This window comes from Pirellulales bacterium (assembly GCA_033762255.1).
GTDB lineage: Bacteria > Planctomycetota > Planctomycetia > Pirellulales > JALHPA01 > JANRLT01.
Map to the genome: position 1 here is coordinate 250,419 of JANRLT010000007.1, position 16,750 is coordinate 267,168.

Sequence of the window (16,750 nt, forward strand, 5' to 3'; positions counted from 1 at the left end):
TTATTCAATGCTTTCCGTGCTTTGCATGACGTTATTGAACAATTGCCCGTCGTCTCGACCACCTAACACAAAATGCACACGGGTATTGATTTCGTGGGATATTTGTTTTACCGCCCCATCGCACATGCCCATGTTAAAGGTGGTCGTGTGCGCGGAACCAAAGTTCTGGTTTCCTTCCCCTTGGCGGTTGGCCGGGACCATTTGATCATTCAGCGGGGGAATAACACTGACCGTATTGCCGCGCTTTTCGCCAGTCCACCGATTAACGTCCCAGTCATACCCGGAATCCCAGCTTTGGTCGTCATCCGATGGGTTTCCCGTGTCATAGGTGGTGAAATGCAAATACCTCTCGCCTAGGATATAGGTTTTGGAGGTGCCATCGCGGACCATCGCGGCGGTTACTTCGCTGCGAATGTAGGTAATGCCATTATGGTTCAGCAAGTTTGTTCCGTTATAAAAATTATCCACAGCCTTGCCCGCGCCGGGCGTGTTCTTTAGCACGTTGGTTAAGAATGTCAGGCTCTCTGGGCCGCTGACTTGGTTGCCGCTCCAGTTCTCAAAACCCAAGTTCCCCCCATTGCCCGCGTAATCATTGGTGGCAATCTGCGTCGGATCCTGGGCATTGATGTAATCAAATTTTTTAAATGGGCGGGTCTCGGCCCGACGGCGGGTGGGACAGCTATACAATGAAATAGGGGTTGCCATGCGCCGGCCCGCGGCTTGTTCCTTGGCCAGTTGCGCCTGTCCCTTCCCCTGGTCATGCAGCGGACCTTCTTCAATAAACGGCAGGATGTTGTACATCCACCCACCCGGCTGTTTGCGGCTAAACCCCAAATCCGGATCCCCCGCCCAGCGATACCCCCAGCCACCCGTGGGATAATGCTTGTGTTGGGAAAGATGTTGCAGACAGGCTTGGGTCATGTTGCGCACATTGTTAGCGCATTGTGCACGACGGGCGGTTTCCCGGGCTTGTTGCACCGCGGGCAAGAGCATTGACACCAGAATGCCAATGATCGAAATCACCACCAACAACTCCACCAGGGTGAAGCCGTGTTGTTTGACAGATGCCTTCATAGTGTTCCTGGCGAATCAATTTATGGCTAGCGCCCCCCGCTCTCGCCAAAAAGTTTCGCTTGCAGAGATAAGTCCAGACCCGCCCTTGATAGCCCGGGCTGGCCCAAAGTCGATTATCTCCCCACGTTTGGGAGAAGTCAAGGAAATGGCGAAATAACCGTACTGCGGGGGGCATTCGCTTGCGCAAAATTTGGCAAAATCCACGAGATCGGCCTTTTTTACCTAGTTGGCCGATTTTTCTGGTAAACCACCCAGAAAAAAGGTATATTTGGGGCGTTCAAACGAATATATTTCGCGCTTTCCGCACTCCTCCCCCACGGCCCGCGTAAATAGGATGGTAAATAACGGGGAGATCCCCTCCCGGGGCGGCCTTGATCCCCTGCACGGCCTGCCTGTGACGCCAGACCGCGTCCTGGCAACTTAATAATTTAGAACTTCAACCCACACAATTCATATTTTTGGGCACTTTCCTTAGGAGGTTGTCGATGTCGGAAAATAATAATTCGCAAGATTGGCTAAGATCAGGTCGGGACAATCCGTACGCCTTTTTAGGCGGGACACCGGTCGCCCTGGCCGAGGAATCGACCCGCACAACGTTTATCCGCCGGGTTTACACCCACATGTTTGGCGCGGTGCTGGCCTTTGCAGCGTTGCAGTTTGTGCTGTTAAATACCCCTGCCGCGGCAACCCTGACCGGTTTCTTTTACGGAACCCATTACGGGACATTCATCCTGCTGGGCATGATGATCGGCGCGAGCTGGCTGGCCAGTTACTGGGCCCATAGCGCGATTTCCTTGCCGGTGCAATACGCTGGCTTGGGATTGTACGTGGTGGCCCAATCGCTAGTGGCGGCGCCGCTGTTATACGTCGCGAATCATTCATTTCCGGGGCAGCATCTGATTGAGTCAGCCGCGCTGATCACGGTGGCGGTGTTTGCCGGGTTGACGGCGGTGGTATGGTTTACCAAGGTCGATTTGTCCTTTATGGGCAAGATTTTGACCGTGGTGGGGATCACCGCCTTTGCGACCATCATCGTGGGAATGATCTTTGGGTTTACGCTGGGGATCTGGTTTACAGGATTGATGATCGCCCTGGCATGCGGTTACATCATGTACGACACCTCGATGATCCTGCATCACTATACCGAGGACCGTTATGTGGGCGCCGCGCTCGAACTGTTTGCTTCGGTCATTATGCTGTTCTATCAGATTTTGATTTTCCTGATGAAGCTGCAGTCGCGAGACTAGATTTACGCTGTCGCGGGGCTGGATTCACGCAGTCGCGGGATTGGGTTTGCCCCGACCCGCGATTGATGGGCAATACGGGTCCTGGCGTTTTTTGCCAATCATGACTGGTGGCGGCTCATGGACTTTTTTACACAAGCGGCACCCTGTTAAATCAGCGGTGCCGCTTGTGCTGTTTAGTTGGGTTATGTGCTAATGACTAAATTCCATCAACCAAATGCCATACTCCACTCCTCCAAACTCAAGCCACCAATACCACGCGTTGGTCCGCGCTCCGCTACGCGTCGCGGCTAACCTTTCCGCTCTTCACCATCCACTTTCCACCATCTACTTCCCACTTGCTCCCCATGCCTCCCGCCGAACCCGACACGCGCGATCCGCTTTATTTGCAGGGGATCGAGCATTTTAACGTCTGCGACTTTTTTGAAGCGCACGAGGTCTGGGAAGAACTTTGGACCGAATATCGGGGACCCGCCCGCCAATACTATCAAGGCCTGATCCAAGCCGCCGTGGGCCTGTTTCATTTTGGCAATGGCAACATTCGCGGAGCCAAAAAACTGTACCATAGCGTCAAAGGGTACCTCGAACCGTACCGCCCCCACTACCTGGGCCTGGACTTGGAAAAGTTTTTGTCCGAATTTGAAGCTTGCTTTGCCCAAGTGGCCGCCAGTACCGAGGAATTTCCCCAAATCGAGATCGATCCCGATTTAATCCCCGAAATTCATCTCGCGCCCGAAGCCGCGTAAATCCGGGTGCGTTTTCGTGGCTGGGTCCAAAAAACATCCCTGGCGGCGAGCTGGCCCCCTGCTAACACGGACGCGGGACTCTCAACCTGGCGGAAATGCCAGTTTGGTTCTCTTGATAAATATTTTGTAAAAAACGCTTTTCTTTGAGGGCGGGATCGGGGAAAATGCCCCAGGAGTCCATGCTCAGGGAGTCGTTCCCCCCCGTCTGTTGTTTTCATTTTATCGCCCATGCCCGACCATCACGCCGCACAGACCGAATTGACCGCGACCCTGTTGGAGCACAACCAGCGGTTACTGGACGCCATTTTTGCGGGGGACTGGAAAACCTACGCCGAATTGTGCGATCCGGGGCTGACCTGTTTTGAGCCGGAGGGGCTGGGGCATTTGATCACGGGATTGCCGTTTCATAAGTATTATTTTGATCTCCCCGCGGGGGGCCCGGCGACACAGATCCAGGTGACGATGGCCAGTCCCGTGGTCCGTCCCCTGGGAAGTGACGCGGCCCTGGTGCTGTACACCCGGCTAACGCAGGTGGTCACGCCCAGCGGTCCGGTAACCAAACGGGTGGAGGAAACCCGCGTCTGGCACAAGCAGTCCGGGGGCTGGAAACTGACGCATGTGCACCGGTCGCTGCCGGGATAGGGGGGAGTTAAAGATTTTTAACAATTACGCGACATGTCATTAATTTTTTTACTTTAAAAACTACCAACGAAATCGCAAGATTGGATTTAAGTCATCGAATGAGTCACCAGTCCATCCTCAACACTCGTTTCAATCACACACTTTCACACTCACTATTGGATCAACTAATGCGCACACCCTATTTCAATCACTTGTATAAGTCTGGCCTGGCAGTGGCATGCCTCTTTGTGGCTGTTCACTTATTTCCCACCCCCGTTCATGCCCAGCTTGCCCCGACCCCCGCGCCCGCCGCGGTTCATAACACGCACTTTCTTCCCGCCGAACCGCTTTTTGCGGGTTGGGCCAGCCCCGGTCCGGCCTTGCAGAACCCCGACTTGGCCAAGCTGGCCAAAATGTTCGAGGAACTTTCCGAGATGAAGGAATCGACCGGCATCACGCTGGCCGATGTGGATTCCGTCAAATCCGCCCTGGTGGTCGCAGACCCCCGCCAAGTCCAGGCCCCCCAGGGGGGCTTTAGCATACGCTTTGCGACGCCCGCCGCGCTGCAGTCCTACGCCGCGACCATGCTTAAAAACTTTCAACCCGGCGAAAAGCTGGGAAATTTTCCCACCTTGCAACGGGAGGCCGATACCTGGAACCCCCAAACCCAACAGGTCGAAAAAATCCAAAACACCTTTATCCAGACCGATGACCGGACGCTGGTCTTTGTCATGGATGCCAAACTGGCCAATACCGTGCAGGCCCTCAACGGCGCTCCCGTCGATAAACCCGAATGGGGGGCGGAATTTGCCAAAATGGCCAACAAACCGCTCGTGGGCGTGGTCGATCTCAAGCAAGTTCGGGAATTGGTCAAAGCCCAGATGGGGGACCGCAGGCCCGAGGGGATGGAAGGGATGATTTTTAACAGCTTTGCCACCCTGTGGGAGCAGTCCGACTTTGCCGTGGGGAGTGTCGAGTTTTACCCCGTGCCGCAACTGAATGCCTTGGCCATCTGCCCGGATGAAAAAGGGGCTAAGCGGGTCGAAGGGACCATCAAGGGGTTGATCGCCCTGGGTAAGTCGTTCCTACCGGTTGCCAAGCAACAAATGCTCAAGCTGGACGCCAATAACCCCGAAAAGCCCGGGGAGAAGTTCTTTGCCGAGCTGGAACAACTGGTCAAAAATGTGGAGATCAAACAATCGGCCAACACCGTCAACCTGACCGTAAAGACCAGCGAGACACTCATGCCGCTGGCGGTTAAGTTTTTGGAGCCGGTCCTCAAGCAGGCCCGCGCCGAAGCCGACCGCATGCGCGAAATGAACAACGTGCGGCAAATCGCGCTCGCGATGATGAATTATGAGCAAGCGCACGGGCATATGCCCCCGGCGGTGGTCCTAGGCCCGGATGGCAAGACCCCCCATAGCTGGCGCGTGGCGATCCTGCCATTTTTAGAGGATGGGAAGTTGTACAATGAATACAAACTGGACGAACCGTGGGATAGCGAGAACAACAAAAAAGTCCTGGCCAAGATGCCAGCGGTGTTTCGTTCGGTCAAGGCTAAGCGCGACAGCGTGCATAGCAATTACTATGTGTTGACATCCGCGGGAGGCATTTTTACCGCCGAACCGGCCAAAGCCGGGTCAAAGTTTACCACCATCACCGACGGTACCAGCAATACGCTCTTGGTAGTCGAGGCCACCCGGGAAATTCCCTGGACCAAGCCCGAGGACATCAGCGTGGAAAAGGGAAAAGTCCCCATGCTGGGTGCAAAAGATGCCAAATACTTTATCTCCGCGACGGCCGACGGGGCGTCGTATAGCCTAAAGACGGATGTGGACCCCACGGTGTTTTGGAATTTGGCGAGTAAGTCCGACGGCCAGTTGGTCAATATCGACGATGCCCTGACCGAGGAGGAAAAAGCTCGTCGTCCCCGGCCGCCAGCGAACTTTAACGCCCCTCCGGGAGCATTTCCGGGTGGAGGACCGGGTGCGTTACCACCTCCCGGCGGGCAACCTTTGCCCCCTCCGGGCGCATTTCCCGGGGGAGCACCAGGGGCTGTTCCGCCTCCGGGCGCCCAGGCATTGCCCCCTCCTGGCGGATTGCGCGGGTCGGACGCGGTTCCCCCGCCCAAGAGGGTCGAAACCCAAAAGGCCCCGGCCACTCCCCGGTAACACCTGTTGGGGGAAACTTGCTAACGATCAAGTAACCGTAGATTCGTCCCGGCGGGGCTTTTCCAGCAGGAAAACCCCGCCTGTCGTTTTTGTCACGAAAGTGCCGCCAACACCTGGTGCAAATGCCGCCCGGTATGGCTGGCATCGCAGGTGGCGACTTCCTCCGGCGTGCCACACACGACAACCCGCCCCCCCGCGGCGCCACCTTCTGGTCCCAAATCAATCAGATAATCCGCGGCTAACATCACATCCACGTTATGTTCGATGACCAGCACCGTGTGCCCGGCATCCACCAACCGCTGCAAAACCTCCAACAACCGGGCGATATCGGCAAAGTGCAACCCCGTGGTGGGCTCATCCAACACAAACAGGGTCTTGCCCGCCGCCCCTCGGCCCAGTTCCGCCGCCAGCTTGATGCGCTGCGCTTCTCCTCCGGATAGCGTCCCCCCGGACTGGCCCAGTGTCAGGTATCCCAACCCGACCTCGCATAGGCAAGTCAACATCGGCGCGAGCAGCGGCACATTGGCAAAGAACGCCGCGGCCGCCTCGCACGACAGTTCCAGAACCTGGTCGATGGAGTGTCCACGGTAAAAAACTTCCCGCGTGGCGGCGTTATAGCGCGTCCCCTGGCACGCCGCGCAGGGGATCAGCGCATCGGGCAAAAAGCTCATCGCCACGCGCCGTTCCCCTAGTCCCTGGCAATCCTCGCAGCGGCCCCCCTTGACGTTAAAGCTAAACCGATTTGGCCGATAACCGCGCTGCTTGGCCAATTTGGTCAGGGCAAACAACCGCCGGATTTCATCCAGCAGTCCGCAATACGTCGCGGGCGTGCTACGGGCGGTCCGGCCAATGGGCTGCTGGTCGATTCGCACGATTCGCTCCAACTGCCGCACTCCCCGCAAGCTATCAAATTCCCCGGGTTGCTGCGTGGCGCCGTGCAACTGCCGGGCGACCTCCCGCGCGAGTGTCCCATTAATCAAAGTGCTTTTACCCGAACCGCTTACCCCCGTCACGCAGACCAGCAAGCCCAAGGGAATCGTCACATCCAGATTTTGTAGATTGTTGGCCCGACAACCGCTGATGACCAATTGCCGCGAACTTTTGACCGGTCGCCGCGCCCTTGGCCGCGGCACGCGCAGCCGCCCGCTGAGGTAGCCGCCGGTCAAGGAACCCGCATCCGCGCAAACCTGGTCCGGCGTCCCCAAGGAGACAATTCGACCTCCATGCACGCCGGCGCCCGGGCCCATATCGATCAAATAATCCGCGGCTAGCATGGTGGCGGCGTCATGTTCGACCACGATGACGCTATTTCCCTGGGTTTGCAGATCGCGGAGGGATTCGATCAACCATTCGTTATCGCGGGGGTGCAGCCCGATCGAGGGTTCGTCCAAAATGTAGCACACCCCCACCAAGCCGGACCCGATGCTAGTCGCCAGCCGGACGCGCTGCAGTTCGCCGCCGCTCAGCGTGCTGGCTGGGCGGGAAAGCGTCAGATAAGAGAGGCCCACGCGCCGCAAGAAGGCCAAGCGGCTGGTGATCTCCCGCGCCAAGGGCTCAAAGACGGGGCGGTCGCGGGGGGGGACATCCAGGCTGTCAAACCAGGCGGCTAATTCCGCGCAGGCCAGGGATATCAGCTCGGGGAGGGTGATCCCTTGCCAGCGAACCGCGCGGGACAGGGGTTGCAGGCGGCTACCGTCGCAACCGGGGCAGCGGACTTCCGCGCGCAAGCCAGCCAGTTCTTCGCGCCGCGCGGGGCGCAGCGTGGTGACGTATTCTTGTTCCAGCAGATTCTTAAGCCCGATAAATCCATTTGGAACACCCCGCCAAAGTTCCCCGCGCAAGCTAGCGGGATAATCGGCCAGGGGGGTGTTAAGCGCGAGTTGATGCGCGTCCAGCCACGGTTGCAGCGCGGCATGATAGGCGGCCAACCGTTTTGACGACAGCCCGCGCCAGGCGGCGCAGGCCCCGTCCGCCAATGATCGCGTTTCATCCGGCAACACCAGTCGCGGGTCCAACTCGTGTCGGTTGCCCAGTCCCTGGCAGTCGGGGCAGGCTCCTTGCGGGCTGCCAAAGCTGAACGAGCGCGGCTCGATCTCGGGATAGCTGGTTTGGCACCCGGGACAGGCGGAGAGCGTGCTAAACAGCGTCTCGGTCCAGACCGTGGCGTCGCGTCCATCGGGATGCTTGACCAGTTCCGCGCCAGCGGGCAACTCGCACACAATGACCGCGCCGTTTCCCTGGTCAATGGCCAGCCGCAGCGATTCCGCCAGCCGCTTTTGGATCTGTTCGCGGATGATGATCCGGTCGATCACCGCCTCGATGGTGTGGCTTTGCCGGGGATTGAGCTCGGGCGGGGGATCGATATCCACCACCGCCCCATCCACCCGCGCGCGCAGAAACCCCGCCTTGCGAATCTGCTCAAACTCGTCCAGATGCTTCCCTTTCTGGGCCAATACCCGCGGGGCCAACAGCATCAGCTTTGTCCCCACGGGGCGTTCAGTCAGGTCGCGCTCGATTTCCTCGGCGGGGCGGGGGCGGATGGGAATCTGGCAACGGGGGCAATGCGGCACGCCCAGGCGGGCAAAGAGCACGCGTAAAAAGTCGTAAATTTCAGTGATGGTGCCGACGGTGCTGCGGGGATTTTGGTTGCCGGCGCGCTGGTCGATCGCCAGGGTGGGTTGCAGGCCATCCAGCCAGTCGATATCGGGCCGTTCGAGCTGCTGGATCAGCTTGCGCGCGGAAATGCTAACGCTTTCCAGGTATTGGCGTTGTCCTTCGGCAAAGAGCGTGTCAAACGCCAGAGAGCTTTTGCCGGAGCCGCTGGGTCCCGTGATCACGACCAACCGATCGCGGGGGATGTCCACGTCCAGGTTTTTCAGATTATGCGTCCGCGCGCCGCGCAGGCGCAGCGCGGAACCGCTGGGGGGGGCTGCATCCGGCGACTGGGACGGGTGATTCATCCGCGATTGTTCCCGCGCTGGTCAAGGAGCGCCGCCAGCGATGGGTGAGGTGACTGTTGTTTGCGTGCTGGTTGTTTGCGCGGCATAGGACCAGACAACCTCCCGTGTGGTGGCCGCCAGTGGCAACTTCACTTCAAACCGGATCCCCTGCGGCAGCACCTGGGCGGTCTTAATCTTAGCCGCGGCCGGTTCCTGCATTTCGATTTCCACCTCCGCCACCGTACAGAGCGGCGGACAAAAAGCCACATGCGCCCAGGCCAACTCTTGCGTCGCGTCCAGGATCACGCGGACCGAGCCGACAATTACCTCCTGGCCATTCTCCAGCCGCAGCCGCCGCTGTTCCTGCGTGGCCGCCGGTTCCGACCACAGCCAAGGGCGTTCATCGTCCGCAATTTCCAAAATTTGTTCCGTGACTTGCGGGTATTCGGTTGATTCCGTTCCGGCGGTTATTTCGTGTGCCGAGTTTACCAGTGGTGACGCTGTTTCTGGTGTGAGATCCAAGATTCGCCGCCGGATTCTTTGTACAAGCGGCCGCCGGGAGAGCCAGGGGAGTGTCCATGGTCCTGCCGCCCCCAGCAAGATTTCGCTACCTATCGCCACCCAGAGGAGCGTGATCCCCAGCGCGCTCGTTCCGTAGGTGACCGCCGCTCCCAGCAGCGCCAATCCCACGCTGGGCAAGAGTTGCGCCGCCAGGGCGCGATCTTTGCCTGGCAATGGGATAGAATTTGTCCAGCCGCGCAGGCCTAGGCGCAAGCCCACACTACAAAGCGGCCAGAGCAAGGCCAAGAGCAAATATTCCCTCCAAGTCAGCGGCGTAGAAAACGCCCCCGCGATCCGCCGCAACCATAGCAAGCAGGCCAATCCCAGCCAAGCCGCTAGTAGGCCCCAGGCCCAGCGTCCAGCCCAGGTGGGAAAGGCCCAAGGCCGCATGGATGAGCTAGAGGGAGGGAATGGATGTGTGGAAAAAGTCGAGGGGAAAGCCATGGCGTGCTCCGTATCGCGGTAGGCACAGGCTGCGTGCCAAATCCGTAGCGGAACTTGCCAAAGTTCCAAAATATACGTTATCACACACAGGCCACTGGAACTACTTGGCCGCTTTGGCCAGTTCGTCCTTGCGGTGCGTACTTTCCCAGGTAAATTCGCCCGGTTTCCCCGTGCGGCCAAAATGCCCCCCCGCCGCCGTCGGCCGATAAATGGGCCGCCGCAAATCCAAATACTTAATAATGCCACTGGGGCTTAGGGGGAATAACTCGCGGGCGATGGCACACAGCTTTTCATCGCTGATTTTGCCGGTCCCCTGGCTATCGACATGCACACTGACCGGATCGGACACGCCAATGGCATAGGCCAATTGCACTTCACAGCGATCGGCCAAACCAGCGGCCACCAGGTTCTTAGCCACATGCCGGGCCATGTACGCCGCGCTGCGGTCCACCTTGGTCGGGTCCTTGCCGCTAAACGCTCCGCCGCCATGCCGACCCCAACCGCCATAGGTATCGACGATGATCTTGCGCCCCGTCAGGCCGCAATCCCCCTGCGGCCCCCCCACCACAAACCGCCCCGTGGGATTGATATGGTATTTAATATTCCCTTTGACCAACTCCGCCGGCAGGGCGGGTTCCACGATTTGTTTAATAACATATTCCTGAATCGACGCGTGGCTCACTTCCTCATTATGCTGGGTAGAGACCACGACCGTGTCGATCCGCACTGGTTTGTTCCCCTCAAATTCCACCGTCACCTGGCTTTTGGTGTCGGGCCGCAGCCAATTGACATGCCGTAGTTGCCGGGCCTCGGTCAGGCGATTGATAATCCGATGCGCGAGCGCGATCGGTAGCGGCATGAGCTCGGGAGTGTCGTTGCACGCATAGCCAAACATCAGCCCCTGGTCCCCCGCTCCCACATCCTTCCCCGCGGCGGTGTTGTCGTTCACCCCCTGGGCGATGTCGGGGCTTTGCTTATCCAAGGTCACCATGACGGCGCAGGTATCGGCGCAGATCCCCATTTGGTCGTCGGTATAGCCCACGTCCCGTATGACGCCGCGCACGATTTGTTGATAATCAATCACCGCGTTGCTGGTGATTTCTCCCGCGACCACCGCCACGCCGGTGGTAACCAGCGTTTCGCACGCCACGCGACTCAGCGGGTCTTGGGCCAACATGGCATCTAAAATTCCGTCCGAGATTTGGTCGGCCAGTTTGTCGGGGTGGCCCATGCTGACGGATTCGCTGGTGAACAAGTATTTTCCAGAAGCCACGTTGACCCACTCCTCAAGCAAAAAAAGGGCAAAAAACGCCAAAATGGTGGCGTGCCGCGATCAGGCAAAAATCGCTGAACCGTGATCAAAGTTAGAGTATAAGAACTTTTCCGCCAGAGGGGAATGCGGGGCGCGTTCCCCACCGAACATGGGCCGCGGCGCTTTGCGCGGTCGCCGCGAATGCCCGCCGCATAAGGCAGCAATTACCCTAAGTCATTGCCGGGAATAGCCTTACCACCACCAACGGCGCACCGCGTCATAGACTTCGTGAAAGAGCACAAACCCCCAGGGATGTCTGCCGCAGGGAATTCTGGCTACTACTTCGCCCCCCGGAGTTAACGCCGGATGCGCATCGCTATCTACCGTTGACAGTTTTTTGGCATTATCCAGGCTAATCGCTGAACGATCCGGGGTATTGCCGTGCAATGAAGTGGAAATCATGGCCACACCCAACACCCCCGTCCCCCAGACAGGATCGGTTTCGCTGCGCAGGGCCAGACTGGTCAGCGTGCCGCTCCACTGTACATCCGGGTTAAGCTGGGGATAAAGGGTGATCGCTAAACCATCTTCAGATTTCGACCGGGCGGATTTTACATAACCCAGCACTTCGTCCGGAATGCGCAGTTCGGCCTGCCAGGGCCCAGCACAATCGGCCACGGTTAAGAGCGCCTGGCCCCTGGCGACGGGTCGTCCCCGCCAATCGGACTGGGGGTTCCAGGTAAGAATAGTTCCCCGCATGGGACTGAGCAGTTTAAGGCTGGCCAGGCGCTCATTGACAATCGTCAACTGTGCTTGGGCGGATTGCAATGTGGCGGCGATTTCGGCTTCCTCCGCGGTCAGGCGTTCCCGCTGGGCGGGGTCCGGGTTAGGCGTGGATCCGGATTGCAACCGCAAGGCTAGCAGGCTTTGCGCCCGTTTTTCGGCGGTGGCGATTTCCCCTATTAATTGCAACTGCTGCTGTGTCAATTCGGGGCTTTCAAGTTGAGCCAGCAGTTCATTTTGTTGGACCTGATCGCCATGTCCAACGGTAATGGATGACACGATAGCTGGTTCCGGGGCAAAAATCTGCCGCCGGTCGCGCGGCCATAATGTTCCTCGGACGGTAATTTGCAGTTCCGCTGGCACCAGACACAGGGCGGCCAGTAAACCCACGGCCGCTAGTCCCGCCAGTCGGCCCATGGTCAGTCCGCGACGGCGCGCGCGCCGCCCGGCGTTACCCCACCAGCGTAAAAGTTTAATACCCGGCAAGTCGTCCGTCACTCGGCGTTGCTCTAGTTGCGCGGCGGCGGATTGGAGCAGGGGGGGCCAAAGTGATTTCGGCTCGGAGGTGTGGCCGGATATTGCCGAGGATGGGGATAGAGCGTCGTTGGCGGTTGGCGTTTGGAACCACTCGATAATAAATAGTCCCCGGGGGACAAAAGGGTTTTCTGTCAGGTCCGCGGCGGGGATATCAACCGTCGGGGGCCCCGCCCATCCAGCAAGACGCACCGCAATTCGCAAGGTATCGACCGCGACCCCTTGATCATCCAGGGTTGGGTGAAGGACTTGACCGTTGGCACGGGGCGATGTCGTGGCGTCGGAGCGCGCAGCCTGGGAAGCGGGGGGAAGAGGGCACGCCTGCCAGGGAATCGCCAGCAGCCCAATGGCCGCGGTCTCTTCGACATAGCGTTCCCACCACTGCGTCAGTGGGGTTGGATGAGCGGCTTGTTCGGATGTCTCCGCACAGTTTGCAAAAGCGACATCATTTTGTAGGTATGTCGGGGGGACATGGCCAAACCACCGCGGTTGGGGATGCAAGCTGAATTCCGTGGCCAATTGCCGCCAAAGCTGCGCGGTCCGACTGCGGGCATCCGCCCGCGCAGAGCCGCTAACCGCCAGCGGCATATAAGGATCACTGGCGGTTTCGCCGCGAGTGGTCAAGATCGCCACCCGGTCGCAAACCAGCGCGGCGGTCAGGTCCTGGACGGCGGTTTGCGCGGCCGCAATCAACGTGGGTGCCGCCGCCAATCGCTGTGTCAACCGCCATAAAGTCCGCCAGCGGGTATGTTCGTCGGGCAGGCGGGCCAGCCGCCAACGGCGCAAACCATCGGCGGCAATGTCCACCAGCGCCAGCAGATACTGCGTTGCGGCGGGAGCCAGCGGCGGCGAATCCGCGGGAAGAAGCAATTCCCAGAGAAGCGTTTCGCCCGATTCGATGGACTGAATGAGGGTGACAAGATTGCCGTTTTCCGGGAGACGAGACAAACGTGGTTCGAGCGCCGGCGGGGATGTTGTGCCGTGATGATTTAGCGATTGCTCCCAACGGGCAAGCTGTTGCGCCGTGGGTGCTTTCGTCTGTTGTGAATCAGCCGCTAACTCTTGAGAAGCGGCGTTATTTTCAGAATTTGGCGTATTCGGTGTGGGGCTTAGACCAGCACCAAGATTCAACGAATCCAGGATTTCCCAACGCGAGCGCTCATTTTTGTAAGCGAGCGTGGCTACTAAAGCCCGGGTGATGCCTAGCGCGCTGGACAGAATCTCACGCCACAACGCGGGAATGTCCCCGGCGGATAACATTTGGTCCAACTTGGCAAGCTGCGATTCCCAGTCGGCGGGTTCAGCCAACGAAAGTTGGGCCTCGTGACGATCGCGAGTCGATCCGGGAGGAAGATGCGGAAGTTGTGTTCGTGAAGACATGGAGTTATTGATTCACGAACAGTTATTTTGACAATAAACAAGTCTTATTTATTCATCAAAAACACAGTCATCTCACAATCGATGAGGTGTTAACTTCTTTTTGCCAATAACTCGACACTTTACCCGTCGCACAAATTTTGGAATCGTGGGGACAAAATTAGGAACCTCGGCATCCAAATGGCAGTCATCCATTTGGCTCTCTTCCAGCTTGCTCACATCCACATTGACAGCAGGATGCGGAACTCTGGCAAGATCCTGGGCCAGCAACGGTTGTGGAACAAAATTCGTCAGCGGATTTAGGTTCATTTCATCCGTAAATTTATTATATCAGCCTGATTTTCGAGGGCATAGCAGATTTAAACTTGATTTTTTAAGGATCGACGCGGCAAGAAGCTGGCATATCCAACCTGCTAAACCAGGCAAATTAGGAAATCTCTGACGCTCTTGGTGTTATTTCTACTTCTAACGCTTTTAGGCATGCCGATGATGAACCAAGCTTTGGCTGTTTTGCCCAGGATTCCGCTTGGGCGGACCTTGCCCACTTTTCCACTTTTGCCAGCATGCCCCCATTCGCACATTTACAGCCGCGCGCCTGGCTTTCTGGGCTGCTAATATTGTCGATCGGGCTGGCGGGCTGCGCGCGGAATCAGGATCAGGTCAAGTTTAACCACGACGCTTTTCAGCATTACCAACGGGTCGCCACGCGGGTGGAATACCCCGACCAGCATTGTACCCCGCCTCCGCCGGATACCGGCCCCCCCGTCACGATTAACGCCCAACCTTTGGCCTTTTGGGATTTGCCGCTGGAACAGGCGGTGCAACTTTGCCTGCAAAATTCCCGCGTGATGCGCGACCTGGGTGGCTTTGTGCTGCGCTCTCCCGCCACCACCCGCAGCATACACACCCCGGCCATCGCCGAACTTGACCCGCGGTTTGGCGTGGAGGCGGCATTATCGGAATTTGACGCTACCTTTGCCGCCCGCACCAGTTGGGAAAAGAACGACCGCGCGCTGAATAACCTGTTGCTAGGGGGCGGGACGAACTTTTTTAAGCAAGATCTAGGGATCGCCCAGGCGCAATTGCAAAAGCGGGCCGCCAGCGGCACGCTGTTTACCGCGCGGCATAATATCGACTACGACGCCAACAGCGCGCCGGCCAATATCTTTGGCAGTGCGTGGAACGCCAACTTTGAGGCCGAAGTCCGCCAACCACTGTTACAAAACGCCGGCTCCCTGTTCAATCGCACCGCCGGGCCAAATAGCACCCCCGGCTATTACACCGGTGTGCTCCTCGCCCGCACCAACACCGACACGGCCATCGCCGACTTTGAGTTGGGCGTGCGCGATTTGGTCAGCAACGTCGAAAACGCCTATTGGGATTTGTACTTTGCCTATCGGGACCTGGATGCCAAAATCGCCGCTCGCGACGCCGCGCTGGAAAGCTGGCGGCGGGTGCAGGCTCTCAACCAGACTGGCCGTAAAGGGGGCGAGGCCGAACGGGAAGCCGAGGCCCGCGAACAATACTTTCGCTTTGAGGAAGAAGCCCAAAACGCCCTTACGGGTCGGCTGGTCGACGGCACCCAAACCAACAACGGCAGCAGTGGCGGCACCTTTCGCGCGACGTCGGGCGTGCATCTGGCCGAGCGGCGGCTGCGGCTGATCATTGGCCTACCAATTAGCGATGGACGGCTAATCCGTCCCGCCGACCAGCCCAAGATGTCCAAAGTGGTGTTTGACTGGGACCAGGCGTTGCAAGAATCCCTGGTGCGGCGGGCCGAACTGCGTAAACAAAGCTGGATCATCAAACGCCGCGAACTGGAATTGGTCGCCGCGCGGAATTTCCTCTTGCCCAACCTGGATGCCACCGGGCGTTACCGCTGGCGCGGCTTTGGCAAGAACCTGCTCGATCCCAACAGCGTCGGCGTGGGGCCGTTTGACAACGCCTACGACAACCTCTTTGGCGGCGATTTTCAGGAATGGCAGTTGGGCATGGAACTAAACATGCCGCTCGGCTTTCGCCGGGGATACGCCGCTTTAAGGCACGCGCAACTGCAACTGGCCCGCGACCGGGCGATTTTGCACGAACAAGAACGGGACGTGCAACTGGGCCTCAGCAACGCGATTGCCGAAGTGGAGCGGGCCTACATGGTCGCCCAGACCAACTACAACCGCCGCGTCGCCGCCAAGGAGCAACTGGTGGCGGTGGAGGTGGCGTTTGAGGCGGATAAAGCCCCCCTGGACTTACTCTTGGACGCGCAGCGGCGGGCCGCCGAATCTGAAAGTCGGTTTCATGGGTCGCTGGTCGATTATTCGCTGGCGATCAAAAACGTCCACTTTGAAAAAGGGACGCTGCTCGACCATAACGAAATCTTTTTAGCGGAAGGCCCCTGGCCAACCGAGGCCCTGGCGGACGCCGTTCGCCGCGATGGCAAGGGCAAACCCCCCTGGCCGCTCAATTACGTCATGCGTCGCGGGCCCGCCATCAATGACGGCCCCGTCCCGCAAGATACCGAGCCGCATTTGCTGGCCGCCACGCAGCCAGCGGGAACAGAGCCACCAAAAGCACAGCCCCCCGCAACTTCAGGGGAAAGCGTCCCACCAGGGAAAGCGGCTCCTCCACAACCTCCGGCAAATACTGCTGCTCCTGTTCGTCGTGTGGAACCGATTCCCGCCCCCCCGACCAGTCCGCGTGTCGCGGCGCCTGCCGCGGTTAATCCGCATATTAAAACAGCAAAGAGCGTTCCGGCGGAAACACAACTCATCCCGTCCCCCGCCCCCTTAACGCATTCCCCGGCTCAACCGGGACAATTTGGCAATAGAACAAACGTGCCAGCGGCGCCATTAGGCGCGGCCACCCCGAATTCCATGCTCAATTTGCCGCCACCCCCCGCGCCGGTCATCCTGCGGACGACCTATGCCCCCTTGCCCAATGAGCCAGCGGAGCGCCTGCCGCCGGTGCGATAAAGGGGGGGTAATGTAGTTTAAATGTGATACCTTCTGAT

The 16,750-nt window shown here is 58.7% G+C and carries 10 protein-coding genes; 5 read left to right on the forward strand and 5 right to left on the reverse strand.

The window, feature by feature from the left end; all coding sequences use genetic code 11:
* Positions 1-1,074 carry a DUF1559 domain-containing protein gene (locus tag SFX18_02200; GenBank protein MDX1961935.1) on the reverse strand — a complete coding sequence of 358 codons (1,074 nt, stop codon included), beginning with the start codon at positions 1,072-1,074 and terminating at the stop codon, positions 1-3.
* 485 nt (positions 1,075-1,559) lie between these two features.
* On the opposite strand from SFX18_02200, the gene SFX18_02205 reads away from it, so the two are divergent.
* The 4 genes from SFX18_02205 to SFX18_02220 all read left to right on the forward strand — a co-directional run bounded on the left by SFX18_02205 (position 1,560) and on the right by SFX18_02220 (position 5,856).
* Positions 1,560-2,321, forward strand: coding sequence for a Bax inhibitor-1 family protein (locus SFX18_02205; GenBank protein ID MDX1961936.1), 762 nt, complete (start codon positions 1,560-1,562; stop codon positions 2,319-2,321).
* 344 nt (positions 2,322-2,665) lie between these two features.
* The gene (locus SFX18_02210; GenBank protein MDX1961937.1) at positions 2,666-3,064 is read left to right on the forward strand and encodes a DUF309 domain-containing protein; all 399 of its coding nucleotides are present in this window, start codon (positions 2,666-2,668) and stop codon (positions 3,062-3,064) included.
* 228 nt (positions 3,065-3,292) lie between these two features.
* Positions 3,293-3,706 (forward strand): DUF4440 domain-containing protein, encoded by a 414-nt coding sequence (locus SFX18_02215; GenBank protein MDX1961938.1) that lies wholly within the window; start codon positions 3,293-3,295, stop codon positions 3,704-3,706.
* Between the two features lie 167 nt (positions 3,707-3,873).
* Positions 3,874-5,856 (forward strand): DUF1559 domain-containing protein, encoded by a 1,983-nt coding sequence (locus tag SFX18_02220; GenBank protein MDX1961939.1) that lies wholly within the window; start codon positions 3,874-3,876, stop codon positions 5,854-5,856.
* A 92-nt stretch (positions 5,857-5,948) separates the two neighbouring features.
* On the opposite strand, the gene uvrA is transcribed toward SFX18_02220, so the two are convergent.
* The 4 genes from uvrA to SFX18_02240 all read right to left on the reverse strand — a co-directional run bounded on the left by uvrA (position 5,949) and on the right by SFX18_02240 (position 13,749).
* The gene (uvrA, locus tag SFX18_02225) at positions 5,949-8,816 is read right to left on the reverse strand and encodes an excinuclease ABC subunit UvrA (protein MDX1961940.1); all 2,868 of its coding nucleotides are present in this window, start codon (positions 8,814-8,816) and stop codon (positions 5,949-5,951) included.
* Between the two features lie 21 nt (positions 8,817-8,837).
* Positions 8,838-9,746: a hypothetical protein gene (locus tag SFX18_02230; GenBank protein ID MDX1961941.1), complete on the reverse strand. Its 909-nt coding sequence runs from the start codon at positions 9,744-9,746 to the stop codon at positions 8,838-8,840.
* A gap of 154 nt (positions 9,747-9,900) precedes the next feature.
* Entirely contained in the window at positions 9,901-11,073 is a 1,173-nt protein-coding gene (gene metK, locus SFX18_02235; GenBank protein ID MDX1961942.1) for a methionine adenosyltransferase, read from the reverse strand.
* Between the two features lie 231 nt (positions 11,074-11,304).
* Positions 11,305-13,749 carry an HlyD family efflux transporter periplasmic adaptor subunit gene (locus tag SFX18_02240; GenBank protein ID MDX1961943.1) on the reverse strand — a complete coding sequence of 815 codons (2,445 nt, stop codon included), beginning with the start codon at positions 13,747-13,749 and terminating at the stop codon, positions 11,305-11,307.
* 560 nt (positions 13,750-14,309) lie between these two features.
* Between SFX18_02240 and SFX18_02245 the strand changes: the two genes are divergently transcribed.
* A complete protein-coding gene (locus SFX18_02245) occupies positions 14,310-16,712 on the forward strand; it encodes a TolC family protein (protein ID MDX1961944.1) in 2,403 nt (800 codons plus the stop codon).
* Positions 16,713-16,750: the final 38 nt, after the last annotated feature.